Source organism: Micromonospora ferruginea (assembly GCF_013694245.2).
In the GTDB taxonomy this organism is placed as follows: Bacteria; Actinomycetota; Actinomycetes; order Mycobacteriales; family Micromonosporaceae; genus Micromonospora; species Micromonospora robiginosa.
In genome coordinates, this window is sequence record NZ_CP059322.2 from 6,356,501 (window position 1) to 6,370,485 (window position 13,985).

Genomic DNA, 13,985 nt, shown 5'->3' on the forward strand with positions numbered 1-13,985 from the left:
CGACGTCGCTCACGGGGGCGCGCCTCACGCCACCCGAACGCCGAATCGAGCCCCGCCCCCACTTCCTCCGGGGGGCGGGGCTCAGACGTCCGGACGCACCTCGGCGAAGTGGCAGGCCGACGGGTGCGGGTCGGCCGCCCGGGGCACGGTCTGCGGGTCCTGGACGGCGCACACCTCCTCCGCCTTCCAGCACCGGGTGCGGAACCGGCAGCCGGACGGCGGGTCGGCCGGGCTGGGCACGTCACCGGTGAGCCGGATGACGGTCCGCCGGTCGCGGGCCTCCGGGTCGGGCACCGGGACCGCGGAGAGCAGCGCCTGGGTGTACGGGTGGGTGGCGCGCTGGTAGATCTGCTCCTCGGTGCCGATCTCCACGATCCGGCCCAGGTACATCACCGCCACCCGGTCGCAGATGTGCCGGACCACCGACAGGTCGTGCGCGATGAAGATGTAGGAGAGCCCGAACTCGTCCTGGAGCTGCTCCAACAGGTTGATCACCTGGGCCTGGATGGAGACGTCCAGGGCGGACACCGGCTCGTCGCAGACGATGATCTCGGGTCGCAGCGCCAGCGCCCGGGCGATGCCGATGCGCTGCCGTTGGCCGCCGGAGAACTGGTGCGGATAGCGGTTGATGTGCTCCGGGTTGAGCCCGACCACGTCCAGCAGCTCCCGCACCCGCTGGCGCCGGCTGCCCTTCGGCGCGGCGTCCGGGTGGATCACGAACGGTTCGCCGACGATGTCGCCGACCGTCATCCGCGGGTTGAGCGAGGTGTACGGGTCCTGCATCACCATCTGCATGTTCCGCCGCAGCCGGCGCAGCTCCGACCCGGAGGCCCGGAACAGGTCCCGACCCTCCAGCGTGGCCCGGCCGGAGGTCGCCGTCTCCAGCCGCATGAGCAGCCGGGCCAGCGTGGACTTGCCGCAGCCGGACTCGCCGACCACGCCGAGCGTCTCGCCGCGGCGCAGCTCGAAGCTCACCCCGTCGACCGCCCGCACCGCGCCGATCTGCCGCTTGAACAGCACGCCCTGGGTGATCGGGAAGTGCTTGACCAGCTCGTCGACCCCGAGGATCGTCTCGCCGCGCACCTTGGCCGGGTCAGCGGTCATCGTGGACCTCCTGCGCGAAGTGGCACGCGCTGGTCCGGCCGTCGCCGAGGACCAGGTCGTGGGGCACCTCGTCGACGCAGACCTGCCGCGCGTACGGGCAGCGGGGGTGGAACGGGCAGCCGGACGGGATCCGCATCAGGTTCGGCGGCAGCCCCCGGATGGTCGACAGCGCCTGGCCGCGCACGTCGAGCCGGGGAATCGACTCCAACAACCCCTTGGTGTACGGGTGCGCGGGCGCCCGGTAGAGCGGGCGCACGTCGGCGTGCTCGACGATGCGGCCGGCGTACATGACCGCGATCCGGTCCGCCACGCCGGCCACCACCCCGAGGTCGTGGGTGATCAGGATCAGGGCCATGCCGAGGTCCCGGCGCAGGTCGGCCAGGAGGTCCATGATCTGCGCCTGCACGGTGACGTCGAGCGCCGTGGTGGGTTCGTCGGCGATCAGCACCTTCGGGTCCAGCGCCAGCGCCATGGCGATCATGACGCGCTGCCGCATCCCGCCGGAGAACTGGTGCGGGTAGTCGCCGAGCCGCTTCGCCGCGGCCGGGATCCGGACCAGGTCCATCAGCTCGACCGTGCGGCGGCGCGCGTCGGCCCGGGACATTCCGGCCCGCTCGCGCAGCGACTCGCCGATCTGCCAGCCGACCGGGAAGACCGGGTTCAACGCGGACAGCGCGTCCTGGAAGATCATCGCGATCTCCGTGCCGCGGATCCGCCGGCGCTCCTCCTCGCCGAGGGTGAGCAGGTCCCGCCCCCGGTAGCGGATCTCGCCGGAGCGGACGTGGGCGGGCGGGGTGTCCAGGATGCCCATGATCGCCTGGGCGGTGACCGACTTGCCGGAGCCGGACTCGCCCAGCACGGCGAGCGTCTCACCGGCGTCCAGGTGGTAGCTCACCCCGTTGATCACCCGGGCCACGCCCTCGCCGGTGCGGAACTCGACGTGCAGGTCCCGTACCTCCAGCAGGTGCCCGTCGGGCGGGGTGGGGGAGGCGGGTGTCGGCATGGGTCTCACCGCAGCTTCGGGTCGAAGGCGTCGCGGATCGCGTCGCCGAGCATGATGAAGGCGAGCACGGTCAGCGCGAGGAACGTCGACGGGACGATCAGCGGCGTCGCCGACTCGCGCATGTGCACCCGGCCCGCGTCGATGTCGATGCCCCAGGAGATGGTCGGCGCCTTCAGGCCGATGCCGAGGAAGCTCAGCGTGGCCTCGGCCGCGATGAACGACCCGAGCGCGATGGTGAGCACCACGATCGCCGGGGCGAGCGCGTTCGGCAGGATGTGCCGCCACATGATCCGGCCGTTGCCGGCGCCGAGCATCCGGGCGGCGGCCACGTAGTCCTGCTCCCGGGCGGTGATGACCGAGGAGCGCACCACCCGGGCCGCGGTGGTCCAGCCGAGCAGCGCCAGCACCAGGATGACCGCGAGCAGGCGTACCGTCTCGCCGCTGGTGCTGACCCGCTTGAGCAGCACGATCGCGGCCAGCAGCAGCGGGATGCCGAGCACGATGTCGATCACCCGGGAGAGCACCGCGTCCAACCAGCCGCCGAAGAAGCCGGCCAGCATCCCGACCACCAGCGCGATCGCGCCGGTGATCAGCGCCGAGAGCGCGCCGACCAGCAGCGAGGCGCGCGCGCCGTAGACCGCCCGGGCGAACGTGTCGCAGCCCTGGAAGTCGTACCCGAAGATGGCCCCGCCGGACGGCCCGGCGTGCTGCCGGGACAGCACGCAGTCGCGCGGGTCGTTGGAGGTGAACAGCCCGGGGGCGACGGCCATCGCGGCGACCAGCACGACCAGCAGCAGGCTCAGCCAGAAGACCGGGTTGCGGCGCAGGTCGCGCCAGGCGTCGCCGGCCAGGCTGCGCGGCCGGCCCGGCTCGCCGGCCCGGTCCGGGGTGCCCGGCTCGCCGGAGACGCCCCGCCGCGCCGACTGGTCCTCGGTCGCCGCCACCGTCTCGAAGTCACTCATATCTGATCCTCGGGTCGAGTACGGCGTAGAGCACGTCCACCACCAGGTTGGACAGCAGGTAGACCACGACGAGCACGCTGACGATGCCGACCACCAGCGGGCCGTCCTCGGTGCGGATGCCGCGGAACAGGTTGAAGCCGACGCCGGGGATGTTGAACACGCCCTCGGTGATGATCGCGCCGCTCATCAGGTTGCCGAGTTCGACGCCGAGGAAGGTGACCACCGGGATGAGCGAGTTGCGCAGCACGTGCACGCCGACGATGCGGCGTCGCACCAGGCCCTTCGCGCGGGCGGTCCGCACGTAGTCGGCGCGCAGGTTCTCCGACACCGACGTGCGGGTCAGCCGCAGCGCGGTGGCCAGCGACAGCGAGCCGAGCACGATGCCGGGCAGCAGCAGCGCCCAGAGCGACGGTTGCGCGCCGGCGGTGGGCGGGAAGATCGGCCAGCGTACGCCGAGGAAGTACTGGGCCAGCGGGGCCAGCACGATGGTCGGGATGCCGAGCACGAGCAGCGTGAGGACGAGCGTCGCGTGGTCGAAGACGCCGGCGCGCCGGATGCCGGCGATCACTCCGGCGGTGACCCCGACGAGGATGGTCACGGCCATCGCGATCAGGGCGAGCTTGACGGTGACCGGCCAGGCGGCGGCGAGGATGTCGCCGATCTGCCGGCCGGTCAGCGACTGGCCGAGGTCGCCCCGGAGCAGGCCGCCCAGGTAGTTGAAGTAGCGGTAGAAGAAGCCGCCGATCCCGGTCGCGTCCAGGTGGTACTTCTCGGTGAGGTAGGCGCGTTGCGCCGCGGTGACCGGTCGTTCCCCGGCGAGCGCCTGGATCGGGTCGCCCTGCCCGGCGAACATCAACGCGTAGACGATCAGCGTGGTCCCGAAGAAGGCGAGGACCATCTGGAGCAGTCGCCGCAGGATGAACCGGAGCATGCTGGCCAGTGTGCCGAAAGCCGGGCAAATGCGGGCCAATGCCAGGGCCGGGCCACCCGTGGGGGTGGCCCGGCCCTGTGGTCGGTCAGGTCAGGCGCGTTCGATCTTCAGCAGGTCCACCCGGTCGAAGAGGTCCACGTGGACGTTCTTGACCTTGGTCGAGTGGCCGAAGTTGTTCTGCCCGTACCGCAGCGGGATCACCGGCATGTCCTGCGCCAGCAGGTCCTCCGCCGCCTGGTACTTCTTGACCGCCTCGTCCTCGGTCGCCGCGCGGGCGCCCTCGGCGAGCAGCTTGTCGAACTCCGGGTTGCTGTAGCCGTAGTAGTTCGACGAGCCGTTGGTGCTGTACAGCGGGCCCAGGTAGTTCTCCATGGACGGGTAGTCCATCACCCAGCCCATCCGGAACAGGCCGACCGACTGCTTCTGCTTGAGCTTGGTCAGCAGGTCCGCGAACTTCGGCTCGGCGGTGCCGACGCAGTCCACACCCAGGTTCGTCTTGAGCTGGTTGCAGGTGGCGTCGATCCAGTCCTTGTGGCCGCCGTCGCCGTTGTAGGACAGCTCGATCTTCTTCGGGCCGCCCGCGGCCTCGTACATGGCCTTGGCCTTGGCCGGGTCGAACGAGCCGGCGGTGCCGATGGTGTTCTCCCGGTAGCCGGCGACCACCGGCGAGACGAACGAGCGGGCCGGCTGCTGCGAGTCCTTGAAGATCGACTTGGTGATCTCGTCCCGGTCGATCGCCATCGAGATGGCCTTGCGCACCTCGGGCTTGGCGAACTCCTTCTGGAACGTCGGGAACGCCAGCACCTGCAGCGACGAGGCCGGGCTCTGCTGGAACCGGTCACCGAGGTCGGTGGCGGCGGTCGACAGGTTCTCGGTCGGGATCGTCTTGATCACGTCGAGGTTGTCCGACAGCACGTCCGCGTACGCGGCGGTCGGCTGCTGGTAGATCCGGAACTCGACGCCACCCACCTTGGGCTGCTGGCCCGGGAACGCGTCGTACTTCTCCACCTCGACCTTGGCGTCGTGCTGCCAGTTGCCCTTCATCTTGAACGGGCCCTGGCCGATCGGCGCCTGCTCGTAGCCGTCGGCGAGCACGCCCGGCGCGGAGAAGGCCGCCTTGGGCAGCGGGTAGAAGGCGGTGTAGCCGAGCATGGTCTTGAAGTCCACGTACGGCTCGGTGAGCGTCACGGTGAAGGTCAGGTCGTCGACCTTCTTCAGGCCGCTGAGCGTCTTCGCCTTCGGCGTCTCGCCCTGCAGGTCGTCGTAGCCGGCGATCTTCTCGAAGAAGTAGCTGGAGTTCTGGCCGTTCGGCGCGTACGCGCCGTAGTTCCAGGCGTCGACGTAGTTGTCGGCGGTGACCTTCTCGCCGTTGTGGAACGTGTAGCCGGGCTTCAGCTTGATCGTCCAGACCTTGTTGTCCGACGACGTCACCTTCTCGGCGGCCACCTCGTGCGGCTTGTTCGCCTCGTCGTAGTCGACGAGCGGGCTGAACAGGGCCGACAGCACCTGCGAGCCACTGGTCTCGTTGGTGTTGGTCGGCACCAGGTGCTGCGGCTCGGCGATCTCGATCCGCACGGCCGCATCGGGGTCGCTTGCGCCGCCGCTGCCGCCGCCCGAGCCGCAGGCCGCCAGGCCCAGGGTCACCGCGAGCGGGAGCGCGGTCCAGGCCGCGAGCCTACGAACACGCATGGAGTCTCCTCATCTCCTCACGCTGCGCGGTCGGCCCGGCGCTGGGTGACGCTGCGCAACGAGCCGTAACGGTAGGTCGCGATGCGGCGGGTCGACAACGGTTGGGTAACGGAGTGGTGACGCATCGTGCCCGAATGTTCCGTTTTGAGGGATGTCTCGTGACTCTGAGTGATGAAGGCCACGCGTCAGCGCGTTGTCGGCGGGCGTCGCGGTCCCGCCTCGCGGACGTGAGACGATCACCTGGTGACGGCGACGATCCTGGACGGCAAGGCCACGGCGGCGGAGATCAAGGACGAGCTGCGGGCGCGGGTCAAGGCGCTCGCCGAGCGGGGCATCACCCCCGGCCTCGGCACGGTCCTGGTCGGGGAGGACCCCGGCTCCCAGGCGTACGTCAACGGCAAGCACCGCGACTGCGCCGAGGTCGGCATCGCCTCGCTGCGGGTGACGCTGCCCGCCGACGCCACCCAGGAGCAACTGGACGCGGCGCTGGCCGAGCTGAACGCCGACCCGGCCTGCCACGGCTACATCGTGCAGCTCCCGCTCCCGGCCCACCTGGACACCCAGCGGGCGCTGGAGTCCATCGACCCGGACAAGGACGCCGACGGCCTGCACCCGGTCAACCTGGGCCGGCTGGTGCTCGGCTACGACGCCCCGCTGCCCTGCACCCCGCGCGGCATCGTCGAACTGCTGCGCCGGCACGACGTGCCGCTGCGCGGCGCGAACGTCGCCGTGGTGGGCCGGGGCAACACGGTCGGCCGGCCGCTCGGCCTGCTGCTCACCCGGCGCAGCGAGAACGCCACCGTCACGCTCTGCCACACCGGCACCCTCGACCTCGCCTCGCACACCCGCGCGGCCGAGGTGGTGATCGTCGCCGCCGGCGTGCCCGGGCTGCTCACCGCCGACATGGTCACCCCCGGCGCGACCGTGGTGGACGTCGGCATCACCCGGGTGATCGGCGACGACGGCAAGGGTCGCTACACCGGCGACGTCGACCCGGAGGTGGCCGAGGTGGCCGGCAGGATCGTCCCGATGCCGGGCGGCGTCGGGCCGATGACCCGGGCCATGCTGCTGACCAACGTGGTCGAGCGGGCCGAGCGGGACCGCTGACCACCCAGACAGGTCATAACCGTCCGCCCCTCGCCCGTTCGGTGCCAGGATGGCTGATACGGTCCGGGAAACCGACTGGTATCAGGGAGTGGGACGACCATGGGTAAGAAGGTCACTGTCGTCGGGGCCGGCTTCTACGGCTCCACCACCGCACAGCGTCTGGCCGAGTACGACGTCTTCGACACCGTCGTCATCACCGACATCGTGGAGGGCAAGCCGGCGGGTCTCGCGCTGGACCTCAACCAGTCGCGGCCGGTCGAGGGCTTCGAGACCACGATCGTCGGCGTCACCACCGGCCCGAACGGCGAGGGCTACGAGGCCATCGAGGGCTCGGACGTCGTCGTCATCACCGCCGGCCTGCCCCGCAAGCCGGGCATGAGCCGGATGGACCTGCTGGAGACCAACGCCAAGATCGTTCGCCAGGTCTCCGAGAACGTCGCCAAGTACGCCCCGAACGCCGTCGTCATCGTGGTGTCGAACCCGCTCGACGAGATGACCGCGCTGGCCCAGCTCGCCACCCAGTTCCCGAAGAACCGGGTGCTCGGCCAGGCCGGCATGCTCGACACCGCCCGGTTCACCAACTTCGTCGCCGAGGCGCTGAGCGTACCGGTGAAGTCGGTGCGGACCCTGACCCTCGGCTCGCACGGCGACACCATGGTCCCGGTCCCGTCCAAGAGCACCGTGAACGGCAAGCCGCTGCGCGACGTCATGCCGGCCGAGCAGATCGAGGAGCTGGTCGTCAAGACCCGCAACGGTGGCGCCGAGGTCGTCGCGCTGCTGAAGACCGGCTCGGCCTACTACGCTCCGTCCGCCGCCGCCGCCCGGATGGCGAAGGCTGTGGCCGAGGACTCCGGCGACGTGATGCCGGTCTGCGCCTGGGTCGACGGCGAGTACGGCATCTCCGGCGTCTACCTCGGCGTCGAGGCCGAGATCGGCGCGCAGGGCGTAAAGCGGGTCGTGGAGACCGAGCTGGACGCCGACGAGCGGGCCGCCCTGATGGAGGCCGCCGAGGCCGTCCGCGCCAAGCAGAACGACATCTCCTCCCTCTGACCCCCCCAGCACCACCCGCCGAAGGGCGGCCGGCTCCCCGCCGGCCGCCCTTCCGCGTCCCCGCCTCCCCGGGCCTCGCCGCGTCGATCATGAAGTTAGCGGCAGTTTCGGAGATCGAAAATGCCGCCAACTTCATGATCGACGGGGTCAGGCGGGGTGCAGGTGGGGGTGGGGGTGAAGGGGCGGTCAGGTGGGGGTGGCCAGGAGGACGGGGAGAGGGTCCGGAGGATCCGCTCGCGGGTTCGGCGGGCCTCGGGTGGGTTCTCCTCGTGGGCGTACGGCAGCGCCGGGTCGATCAACTGGATGGCGTGCACCAGGAGGTCGCCGGTGACCAGGAGGCGGTCGTCGCCCTGCTCCACCAGCACCGACTGGTGGCCGGGGGTGTGGCCGGGCGTGCTCAGCACGCGTACCCCCGGGGTCAGGTCGGTGTCGCCGTCGACCACCCGCAGCCGGCCGTCGGCGCGCAACGGCCCGAGCAGCCGGGCCGGCAGCTCCGGGTGGAACAGCTCCAGCGCGGCCAGCTCGGCGCGCTGGACGAGATGGTCGGCGTTTCCGAACAGCGGCCCGGCCCAGCCGACGTGGTCGCTGTGCAGGTGGGTGAGGACGACCGTGCGGACGTCCGCCGGGTCGATGCCGGCGGCCGCCAGCTCGTCGGGCAGCCGCCCCGGCACCGGCGCCCAGCCCGCGGCGAGCGCGTCCGCCGGACCGATGCCGGCGTCGACCAGGGTGACCGGACCGTCGCCGCGGCGCAGCGCGAACGCGCGGAACGGGAGCATCCAGCCGCCGTCCGGCCCGACCGCGTCCGGGTCCCGACGGTCCGCCTCGCGCCACTGCGCCTCGGTGGCGCCGTCGAACGCCGCCGCGCGCGGCTGGAAGAAGGGGCCCGTCCCGTCGAGCAGAGCGGTGACCGTGATAGACCCGAGCGTGTGCGTCGACGGCATCCGGGAAGGATGCCACCGTGAGGCCGGCTGGGGCGCCCCGGTCGGTTTCCAGTACGCTCGTACTGCTTGAGCACGTGTCCCCCGAGAGGAGCGCCGGCCGATGGCGAAGATCAAGGTAAACAACCCGGTCGTGGAAATCGACGGCGACGAGATGACCCGGATCATCTGGAAGCAGATCCGGGAGCAGCTGATCCTGCCCTACCTCGACGTCGACCTGCACTACTACGACCTGTCGATCCAGTACCGCGACGAGACCGACGACCAGGTCACCGTCGACGCCGCCAACGCCATCAAGGAGCACGGCGTCGGCGTCAAGTGCGCCACCATCACCCCGGACGAGGCCCGGGTGGAGGAGTTCGGCCTGAAGAAGATGTGGCGGTCGCCGAACGGCACCATCCGCAACATCCTCGGCGGCGTGGTCTTCCGCGAGCCGATCATCATGTCGAACGTGCCGCGGCTCGTCCCGGGCTGGACCAAGCCGATCATCATCGGCCGGCACGCGCACGGCGACCAGTACAAGGCCACCGACTTCGTCGTCCCCGGCCCCGGCAAGGTCACCATCACCTACGCCCCGGCCGACGGCTCCGCGCCGATGGAGATGGAGGTCGCCAACTTCCCCGGCGGCGGCATCGCCATGGGCATGTACAACTACGACGAGTCGATCCGGGACTTCGCCCGCGCCTCGTTCCGGTACGGCCTGGACCGCAACTACCCGGTCTACATGTCGACCAAGAACACCATCCTCAAGGCGTACGACGGCCGGTTCAAGGACATCTTCGCCGAGGTGTTCGAGGCCGAGTTCAAGGCCGAGTTCGACGCCGCCGGCCTGACCTACGAGCACCGGCTGATCGACGACATGGTCGCCGCCGCGCTCAAGTGGGAGGGCGGGTACGTCTGGGCCTGCAAGAACTACGACGGTGACGTGCAGTCCGACACCGTCGCGCAGGGCTTCGGCTCGCTCGGCCTGATGACCTCGGTGCTGCTCTCCCCGGACGGCCGCACCGTCGAGGCCGAGGCCGCGCACGGCACGGTGACCCGGCACTACCGGCAGTACCAGAAGGGCGAGAAGACCTCGACCAACCCGATCGCCTCGATCTACGCCTGGACCCGGGGCCTGGCCCACCGGGGCAAGCTGGACGGCACCCCGGCGGTCACCGAGTTCGCGAACACGCTGGAGAAGGTCATCGTGGACACCGTCGAGGGCGGCCAGATGACCAAGGACCTCGCGCTGCTCATCTCGCGGGACGCCCCGTGGCTGACCACCGACGAGTTCATGAACGCGCTCGACGAGAACCTGGCCCGCAAGCTCGCGGCCTGACCCTCGCCGACCACCACGGAGCCCGCCGGCACGCGCCGGCGGGCTCCGTCGTGTCCCGCGGGGCGGGCGTCACCCGGGCCTGGCCGGACTCGTTGCACCAGGTGGACGCGATGCCAGTCGGCGTCCAGCTGTCCCTTCCCCGCGGGGGCCCGGTCTCCGGGCCCCCGCGCCCTGTCTCCGGGGCGCGGGGGTGTTAAGCGGGGGCCCCTCCTCTACCGGAGGCGTTAAGCGGGGGCCCCGCCTTACCCGGCGCGCAGCAGTTGGGCGGCGCGCTCGGGAGCGATGTCGTTGATGAACACACCCATGCCGGACTCCGAACCCGCCAGGTACTTCAGCTTGTCCTTCGCCCGCCGGACGCTGAACAACTGCAGGTGCAGGTGGCCCAGCTCGCGGTCGACGCGCACCGGCGCCTGGTGCCAGGCCGCGATGTAGGGCATCGGCAGGTCGAACAGCCCGTCGAAGCGGCGCAGCAGGTCGAGGTAGAGCGGACCGAAGGCGTCCCGCTCGGCGTCGTCGAGCGCCGGGATGTCCGGCACCGGGCGGTGCGGCGCCACGTGCACCTCGAACGGCCAGCGGGCCGCCGCCGGCACGTACGCGGTCCAGTGCTCGTTGCTCGCCACCACCCGGTCGCCGGCGGCCCGCTCGGCGGCCAGCACGTCGGCGTAGAGGTTGCCGCCGGTGCGCTCGGCGTGCCGCCGGGCGGCGGCCAGCAGGCTCCGGGTCCGCGGCGTGAGGAACGGGTACGCGTAGATCTGGCCGTGCGGGTGGTGCAGCGTCACCCCGATCTCCACGCCCCGGTTCTCGAACGGGAACACCTGCTCCACGCCGGGCAGCTCGCTCAGCGCGGCGGTGCGGTCGGCGAGCGCGTCCAGCACGGTCCGCACCCGCAGCGGGGAGAGGCGGGCGAACGAGGCGTTGTGGTCGTCGGTGAAGCAGACCACCTCGCAGCGGCCCAGCCCGGGGCGTACCGGGGTGAACGGCGTGATCTCGGCCGGCTCCTCGGCCGGGCGCTGGCTCAGCGACGGGAACCGGTTCTCGAAGACCACCACGTCGTAGTCCGGTGCCGGGATCTCGCTGTGCCGGTCGCCCCGGGACGGGCAGAGCGGGCACTGGTCGGCCGGGGGCAGGAAGGTGCGGGTCTGCCGGTGCACCGCCACCGCCACCCACTCGTCGGTCAGCGGGTCGTACCGCAGTTGCGAGGCGGGCGGCGGCGGGGGCAGGTCCCGCCGGTCCGGCTGGTCCCGCACCGCGTCGTCGCGCTCGTCGAAGTAGATCAGCTCGCGGCCGTCGGCCAGCTCGATCTGCGTACGCTTCACGCCGCCCCCCTCGTCGCCGGCACCGTCACCAGCTCACCCACCCTGTCCTCGAGTACCCGCCGTGCGTCGGGTGTCAACCGGTCGTCGGTGACCAGCACGTCCGCCGCCTCCAGGCCGACGATCGACGAGATGCCGACCGTGCCCCACTTGGTGTGGTCGGCGAGCACCACGAGCGCGTCGGCGGCCGCCACCAGCGCCCGGTTCGTGTCCGCCTCCATCAGGTTGGGCGTGGTGAACCCGGCCCGCTCGCTGATCCCGTGCACGCCGAGGAAGAGCAGGTCCAGGTGGAGCGCGGCGATCGCGGCCACGGCCAGCGGACCGACCAGCGCGTCGGACGGGGTGCGGACCCCGCCGGTTAGCACCACGGTCTGGTCCGGCCGGCCACCGACGTGCAGGATCTCGGCCACCGGCAGCGAGTTGGTGACCACCGTCAGGGCCGGCACGTCGACCAGGCGGCGGGCCAGCTCGGCGGTGGTGGTGCCGGCGGACAGGGCGATCGCGGCGCCGGGGCGGACCAGCCCGGCGGCGTGCTCGGCGATGGCGGTCTTCTCGGCGGACTGCCGGACGGACTTGGCCCGGAAACCGGGCTCGTCGGTCGAGCCGGGCCCGGCCACCGTCGCCCCGCCGTGCACCTTGGCCAGCAGCCCCTGCTCGTGCAGCGTCTCCAGGTCGCGCCGGATGGTCATGTCGGACACGCCGAACTCGGCGGCCAGCTCGGTGACCCGGACCCCGCCCTCGGCGCGGACCCGTTCCAGGATGGTCGTCTGCCGCTGTCGCGCCAGCATCCCGCCTCGCCTCCCGAGCGTCACCGACCGTGCGAACGCGGTCGAACGTGTTCCAACAAAGACGAACACTACCGGTCGGCGTGGGCGAACGCGACACCGCCGCCGTCCCCGGTGGGGACGACGGCGGCCGGCGAATCCGTGCGGGTCAGGCGGGCTGGAGGCGGGGCTCCACCCAGCCGGTCTCGCCGAGGTGCTCCATCACCCGCTGGACCGCCTCGTCGACGGTCAGGTCCGAGGTGTCCACCACCAGGTCGGCGTCGGTGGGCTCCTCGTACGGGTCGTCGATCCCGGTCATCCCGGTGATCAGACCGGCGCGGGCGCGGGCGTAGAGGCCCTTGCGGTCACGCTGCTCGCAGACCGCCAACGGGGTCGCCACGTGCACCAGCAGGAAGCCCGCCCCGGCCGCCTGGGCCATCTCCCGGGCGGTCGCCCGGGCCGCCGCGTACGGCGCGATCGGGCAGCAGATGCCGACGCCCCGGTGCCGGGCGATCTCGGCGGCCACCCAGCCGATCCGGCGCACGTTGAGATCGCGGTCGGCCTTGCCGAAGCCCAACCCGGCGGACAGCTCCCGCCGCACCACGTCGCCGTCGAGCAGCGTGATGCTCCGGTCGCCCTGCTCCCGCAGCACGTCCGCGAGGCCCCGGGCGATCGTCGACTTGCCCGAGCCGGACAGCCCGGTCAGGAAGATCACCAGGCCGCGGTGCCGCCGGGGCGGGCGGGCCCGGGCCAGCTCCCGGGCCACCGCGGGCGGGGTGTGCCACTCGGGCAGCGGGAAGCCCCGGTCGAGCAGGTCGTCGATCTCGGCCTGGCCGAGCGCCAACCGGCGGTTGCGCGGCGGGATGTCCTCCCGCCAGCGCCACTGCCCGTCCCGGTTGTCGTAGGCCAACTCCCGGGGCACCAGCACCCGCAGGCCGGCGCCGGAGAGCATGCCCTCGGTGGAGAGCAGGTGGCTCACGCCGTAGGCGGCGGCGACCCGCGCCCGCAGCAACGCGTCGCTGATCTCGTCGGACCGGCGGGCCAGCGGCACCGCCACCAGCGTCGCCGGGGGCATCCGGTCACGGGCGGCGAACACGCTGCGCACCAGCGCCTCGGCCGGCAGGCCGCCGGTCGACTCCTCGCCCACCGGGATCAGCACCAGCAGGTGCGCGCCGAGCGTGCGGGCCGCGTGCGCGATCTGGGCCAACTGCGGGCGGTGCAGCGGGCGGTCGGCGAAGACGCCGAGCACCCGGCCCGGCGGCAGCAGCCCGCGCACCTCGTCCGGGCTGCGTCGCAGGCGCTGGAACGGACCATGGCCGCCGTCGCCGAGCCGGCGCACCGCGCCGCCCACGCCGACCATGCCCTCGCGGGTCGGCCAGACGTCGACCACGTCCATCGCCGCCACCGGGGCGCCCTCGCCGTCGGTGAGCACCAGCGCGCGGCGGGCCGGGTCGGCCGGCTCCAGGCCGTCCGCGAGCGCCGCCGGCACCTGCAGGGTCACCGGCACCGGCCACGGCGTGCCGTCGGCGAGCCGGCCGCGCCGGCTGAGCGCCGCCAGGTCCGCCCGGGTCATGAAACCGGTCAACGGCGCGTACGCCCCGGTCACCAACAGCTCGAGATCGGCCAGCTCAGTGGGTCTGGGCGCGTACGACGGCGCATCCCGCAGCACATCCTCGGGCAGGATCCACCCGTTGCTCATCGAACCCCCAACTCGCCGGCCGGCACACAGTTTCGCAGCCCACCGGCGATCGGTCGAGAGCGCCACTCCACCTGGCGGCCACCGGGCGGTCGGCCGGGCGTCGC

Annotated in this window: 12 protein-coding genes; 3 read left to right on the forward strand and 9 right to left on the reverse strand. The window is 71.9% G+C overall.

Annotation, left to right across the window (positions count from 1 at the left end; translation table 11 throughout):
• Window positions 1-81 precede the first annotated feature (81 nt).
• The 5 genes from H1D33_RS28705 to H1D33_RS28725 all read right to left on the reverse strand — a co-directional run bounded on the left by H1D33_RS28705 (window position 82) and on the right by H1D33_RS28725 (window position 5,689).
• Window positions 82-1,104: an ABC transporter ATP-binding protein gene (locus H1D33_RS28705; protein WP_181570230.1), complete on the reverse strand. Its 1,023-nt coding sequence runs from the start codon at window positions 1,102-1,104 to the stop codon at window positions 82-84.
• The gene (locus H1D33_RS28710) at window positions 1,094-2,107 is read right to left on the reverse strand and encodes an ABC transporter ATP-binding protein (protein WP_181570229.1); all 1,014 of its coding nucleotides are present in this window, start codon (window positions 2,105-2,107) and stop codon (window positions 1,094-1,096) included. Before H1D33_RS28710 ends, H1D33_RS28705 begins: the two co-directional genes overlap by 11 nt.
• 5 nt (window positions 2,108-2,112) lie before the next feature.
• Window positions 2,113-3,069, reverse strand: coding sequence for an ABC transporter permease (locus H1D33_RS28715; RefSeq protein ID WP_181570228.1), 957 nt, complete (start codon window positions 3,067-3,069; stop codon window positions 2,113-2,115).
• On the reverse strand, window positions 3,062-4,000 hold the full coding sequence (locus H1D33_RS28720) for an ABC transporter permease (RefSeq protein ID WP_181570227.1): 939 nt from the start codon (window positions 3,998-4,000) through the stop codon (window positions 3,062-3,064). Before H1D33_RS28720 ends, H1D33_RS28715 begins: the two co-directional genes overlap by 8 nt.
• Window positions 4,001-4,090: 90 nt before the next feature.
• Entirely contained in the window at window positions 4,091-5,689 is a 1,599-nt protein-coding gene (locus H1D33_RS28725; protein WP_181570226.1) for a peptide ABC transporter substrate-binding protein, read from the reverse strand.
• Window positions 5,690-5,932: 243 nt separating this feature from the next.
• Between H1D33_RS28725 and H1D33_RS28730 the strand changes: the two genes are divergently transcribed.
• Both H1D33_RS28730 and mdh read left to right on the forward strand, forming a co-directional pair.
• On the forward strand, window positions 5,933-6,796 hold the full coding sequence (locus H1D33_RS28730; RefSeq protein WP_181570225.1) for a bifunctional methylenetetrahydrofolate dehydrogenase/methenyltetrahydrofolate cyclohydrolase: 864 nt from the start codon (window positions 5,933-5,935) through the stop codon (window positions 6,794-6,796).
• 99 nt (window positions 6,797-6,895) lie between these two features.
• On the forward strand, window positions 6,896-7,846 hold the full coding sequence (gene mdh / locus H1D33_RS28735; RefSeq protein ID WP_181570224.1) for a malate dehydrogenase: 951 nt from the start codon (window positions 6,896-6,898) through the stop codon (window positions 7,844-7,846).
• 95 nt (window positions 7,847-7,941) lie between these two features.
• Here mdh and H1D33_RS28740 read toward each other — a convergent pair whose 3' ends face one another.
• Window positions 7,942-8,787, reverse strand: a complete 846-nt coding sequence (locus H1D33_RS28740) for an MBL fold metallo-hydrolase (RefSeq protein ID WP_307755275.1) — start codon at window positions 8,785-8,787, stop codon at window positions 7,942-7,944.
• Between the two features lie 100 nt (window positions 8,788-8,887).
• Between H1D33_RS28740 and H1D33_RS28745 the strand changes: the two genes are divergently transcribed.
• Complete coding sequence (locus H1D33_RS28745) at window positions 8,888-10,105, forward strand: NADP-dependent isocitrate dehydrogenase (protein WP_181570222.1); 1,218 nt, start codon at window positions 8,888-8,890, stop codon at window positions 10,103-10,105.
• 242 nt (window positions 10,106-10,347) lie between these two features.
• On the opposite strand, the gene galT is transcribed toward H1D33_RS28745, so the two are convergent.
• From galT to cysC, 3 genes are all read right to left on the reverse strand, one after another.
• Window positions 10,348-11,421: a galactose-1-phosphate uridylyltransferase gene (gene galT, locus H1D33_RS28750; RefSeq protein ID WP_181570221.1), complete on the reverse strand. Its 1,074-nt coding sequence runs from the start codon at window positions 11,419-11,421 to the stop codon at window positions 10,348-10,350.
• Complete coding sequence (locus tag H1D33_RS28755) at window positions 11,418-12,206, reverse strand: DeoR/GlpR family DNA-binding transcription regulator (RefSeq protein WP_181570220.1); 789 nt, start codon at window positions 12,204-12,206, stop codon at window positions 11,418-11,420. Before H1D33_RS28755 ends, galT begins: the two co-directional genes overlap by 4 nt.
• Before the next feature lie 145 nt (window positions 12,207-12,351).
• On the reverse strand, window positions 12,352-13,881 hold the full coding sequence (cysC, locus tag H1D33_RS28760) for an adenylyl-sulfate kinase (RefSeq protein ID WP_181570219.1): 1,530 nt from the start codon (window positions 13,879-13,881) through the stop codon (window positions 12,352-12,354).
• Window positions 13,882-13,985: the final 104 nt, after the last annotated feature.

Excerpts from the sequence above, each read along its gene's own strand:
- H1D33_RS28720 (WP_181570227.1), bottom strand. The coding sequence starts at position 4,000 with ATGCTCCGGTTCATCCTGCGGCGACTGCTCCAGATGGTCCTCGCCTTC.
- H1D33_RS28755 (WP_181570220.1), bottom strand. The coding sequence starts at position 12,206 with ATGCTGGCGCGACAGCGGCAGACGACCATCCTGGAACGGGTCCGCGCC.
- cysC (WP_181570219.1), bottom strand. The coding sequence starts at position 13,881 with ATGAGCAACGGGTGGATCCTGCCCGAGGATGTGCTGCGGGATGCGCCG.
- mdh (WP_181570224.1), top strand. The coding sequence starts at position 6,896 with ATGGGTAAGAAGGTCACTGTCGTCGGGGCCGGCTTCTACGGCTCCACC.
- H1D33_RS28715 (WP_181570228.1), bottom strand. The coding sequence starts at position 3,069 with ATGAGTGACTTCGAGACGGTGGCGGCGACCGAGGACCAGTCGGCGCGG.
- H1D33_RS28745 (WP_181570222.1), top strand. The coding sequence starts at position 8,888 with ATGGCGAAGATCAAGGTAAACAACCCGGTCGTGGAAATCGACGGCGAC.
- H1D33_RS28725 (WP_181570226.1), bottom strand. The coding sequence starts at position 5,689 with ATGCGTGTTCGTAGGCTCGCGGCCTGGACCGCGCTCCCGCTCGCGGTG.
- H1D33_RS28710 (WP_181570229.1), bottom strand. The coding sequence starts at position 2,107 with ATGCCGACACCCGCCTCCCCCACCCCGCCCGACGGGCACCTGCTGGAG.
- H1D33_RS28740 (WP_307755275.1), bottom strand. The coding sequence starts at position 8,787 with ATGCCGTCGACGCACACGCTCGGGTCTATCACGGTCACCGCTCTGCTC.
- H1D33_RS28705 (WP_181570230.1), bottom strand. The coding sequence starts at position 1,104 with ATGACCGCTGACCCGGCCAAGGTGCGCGGCGAGACGATCCTCGGGGTC.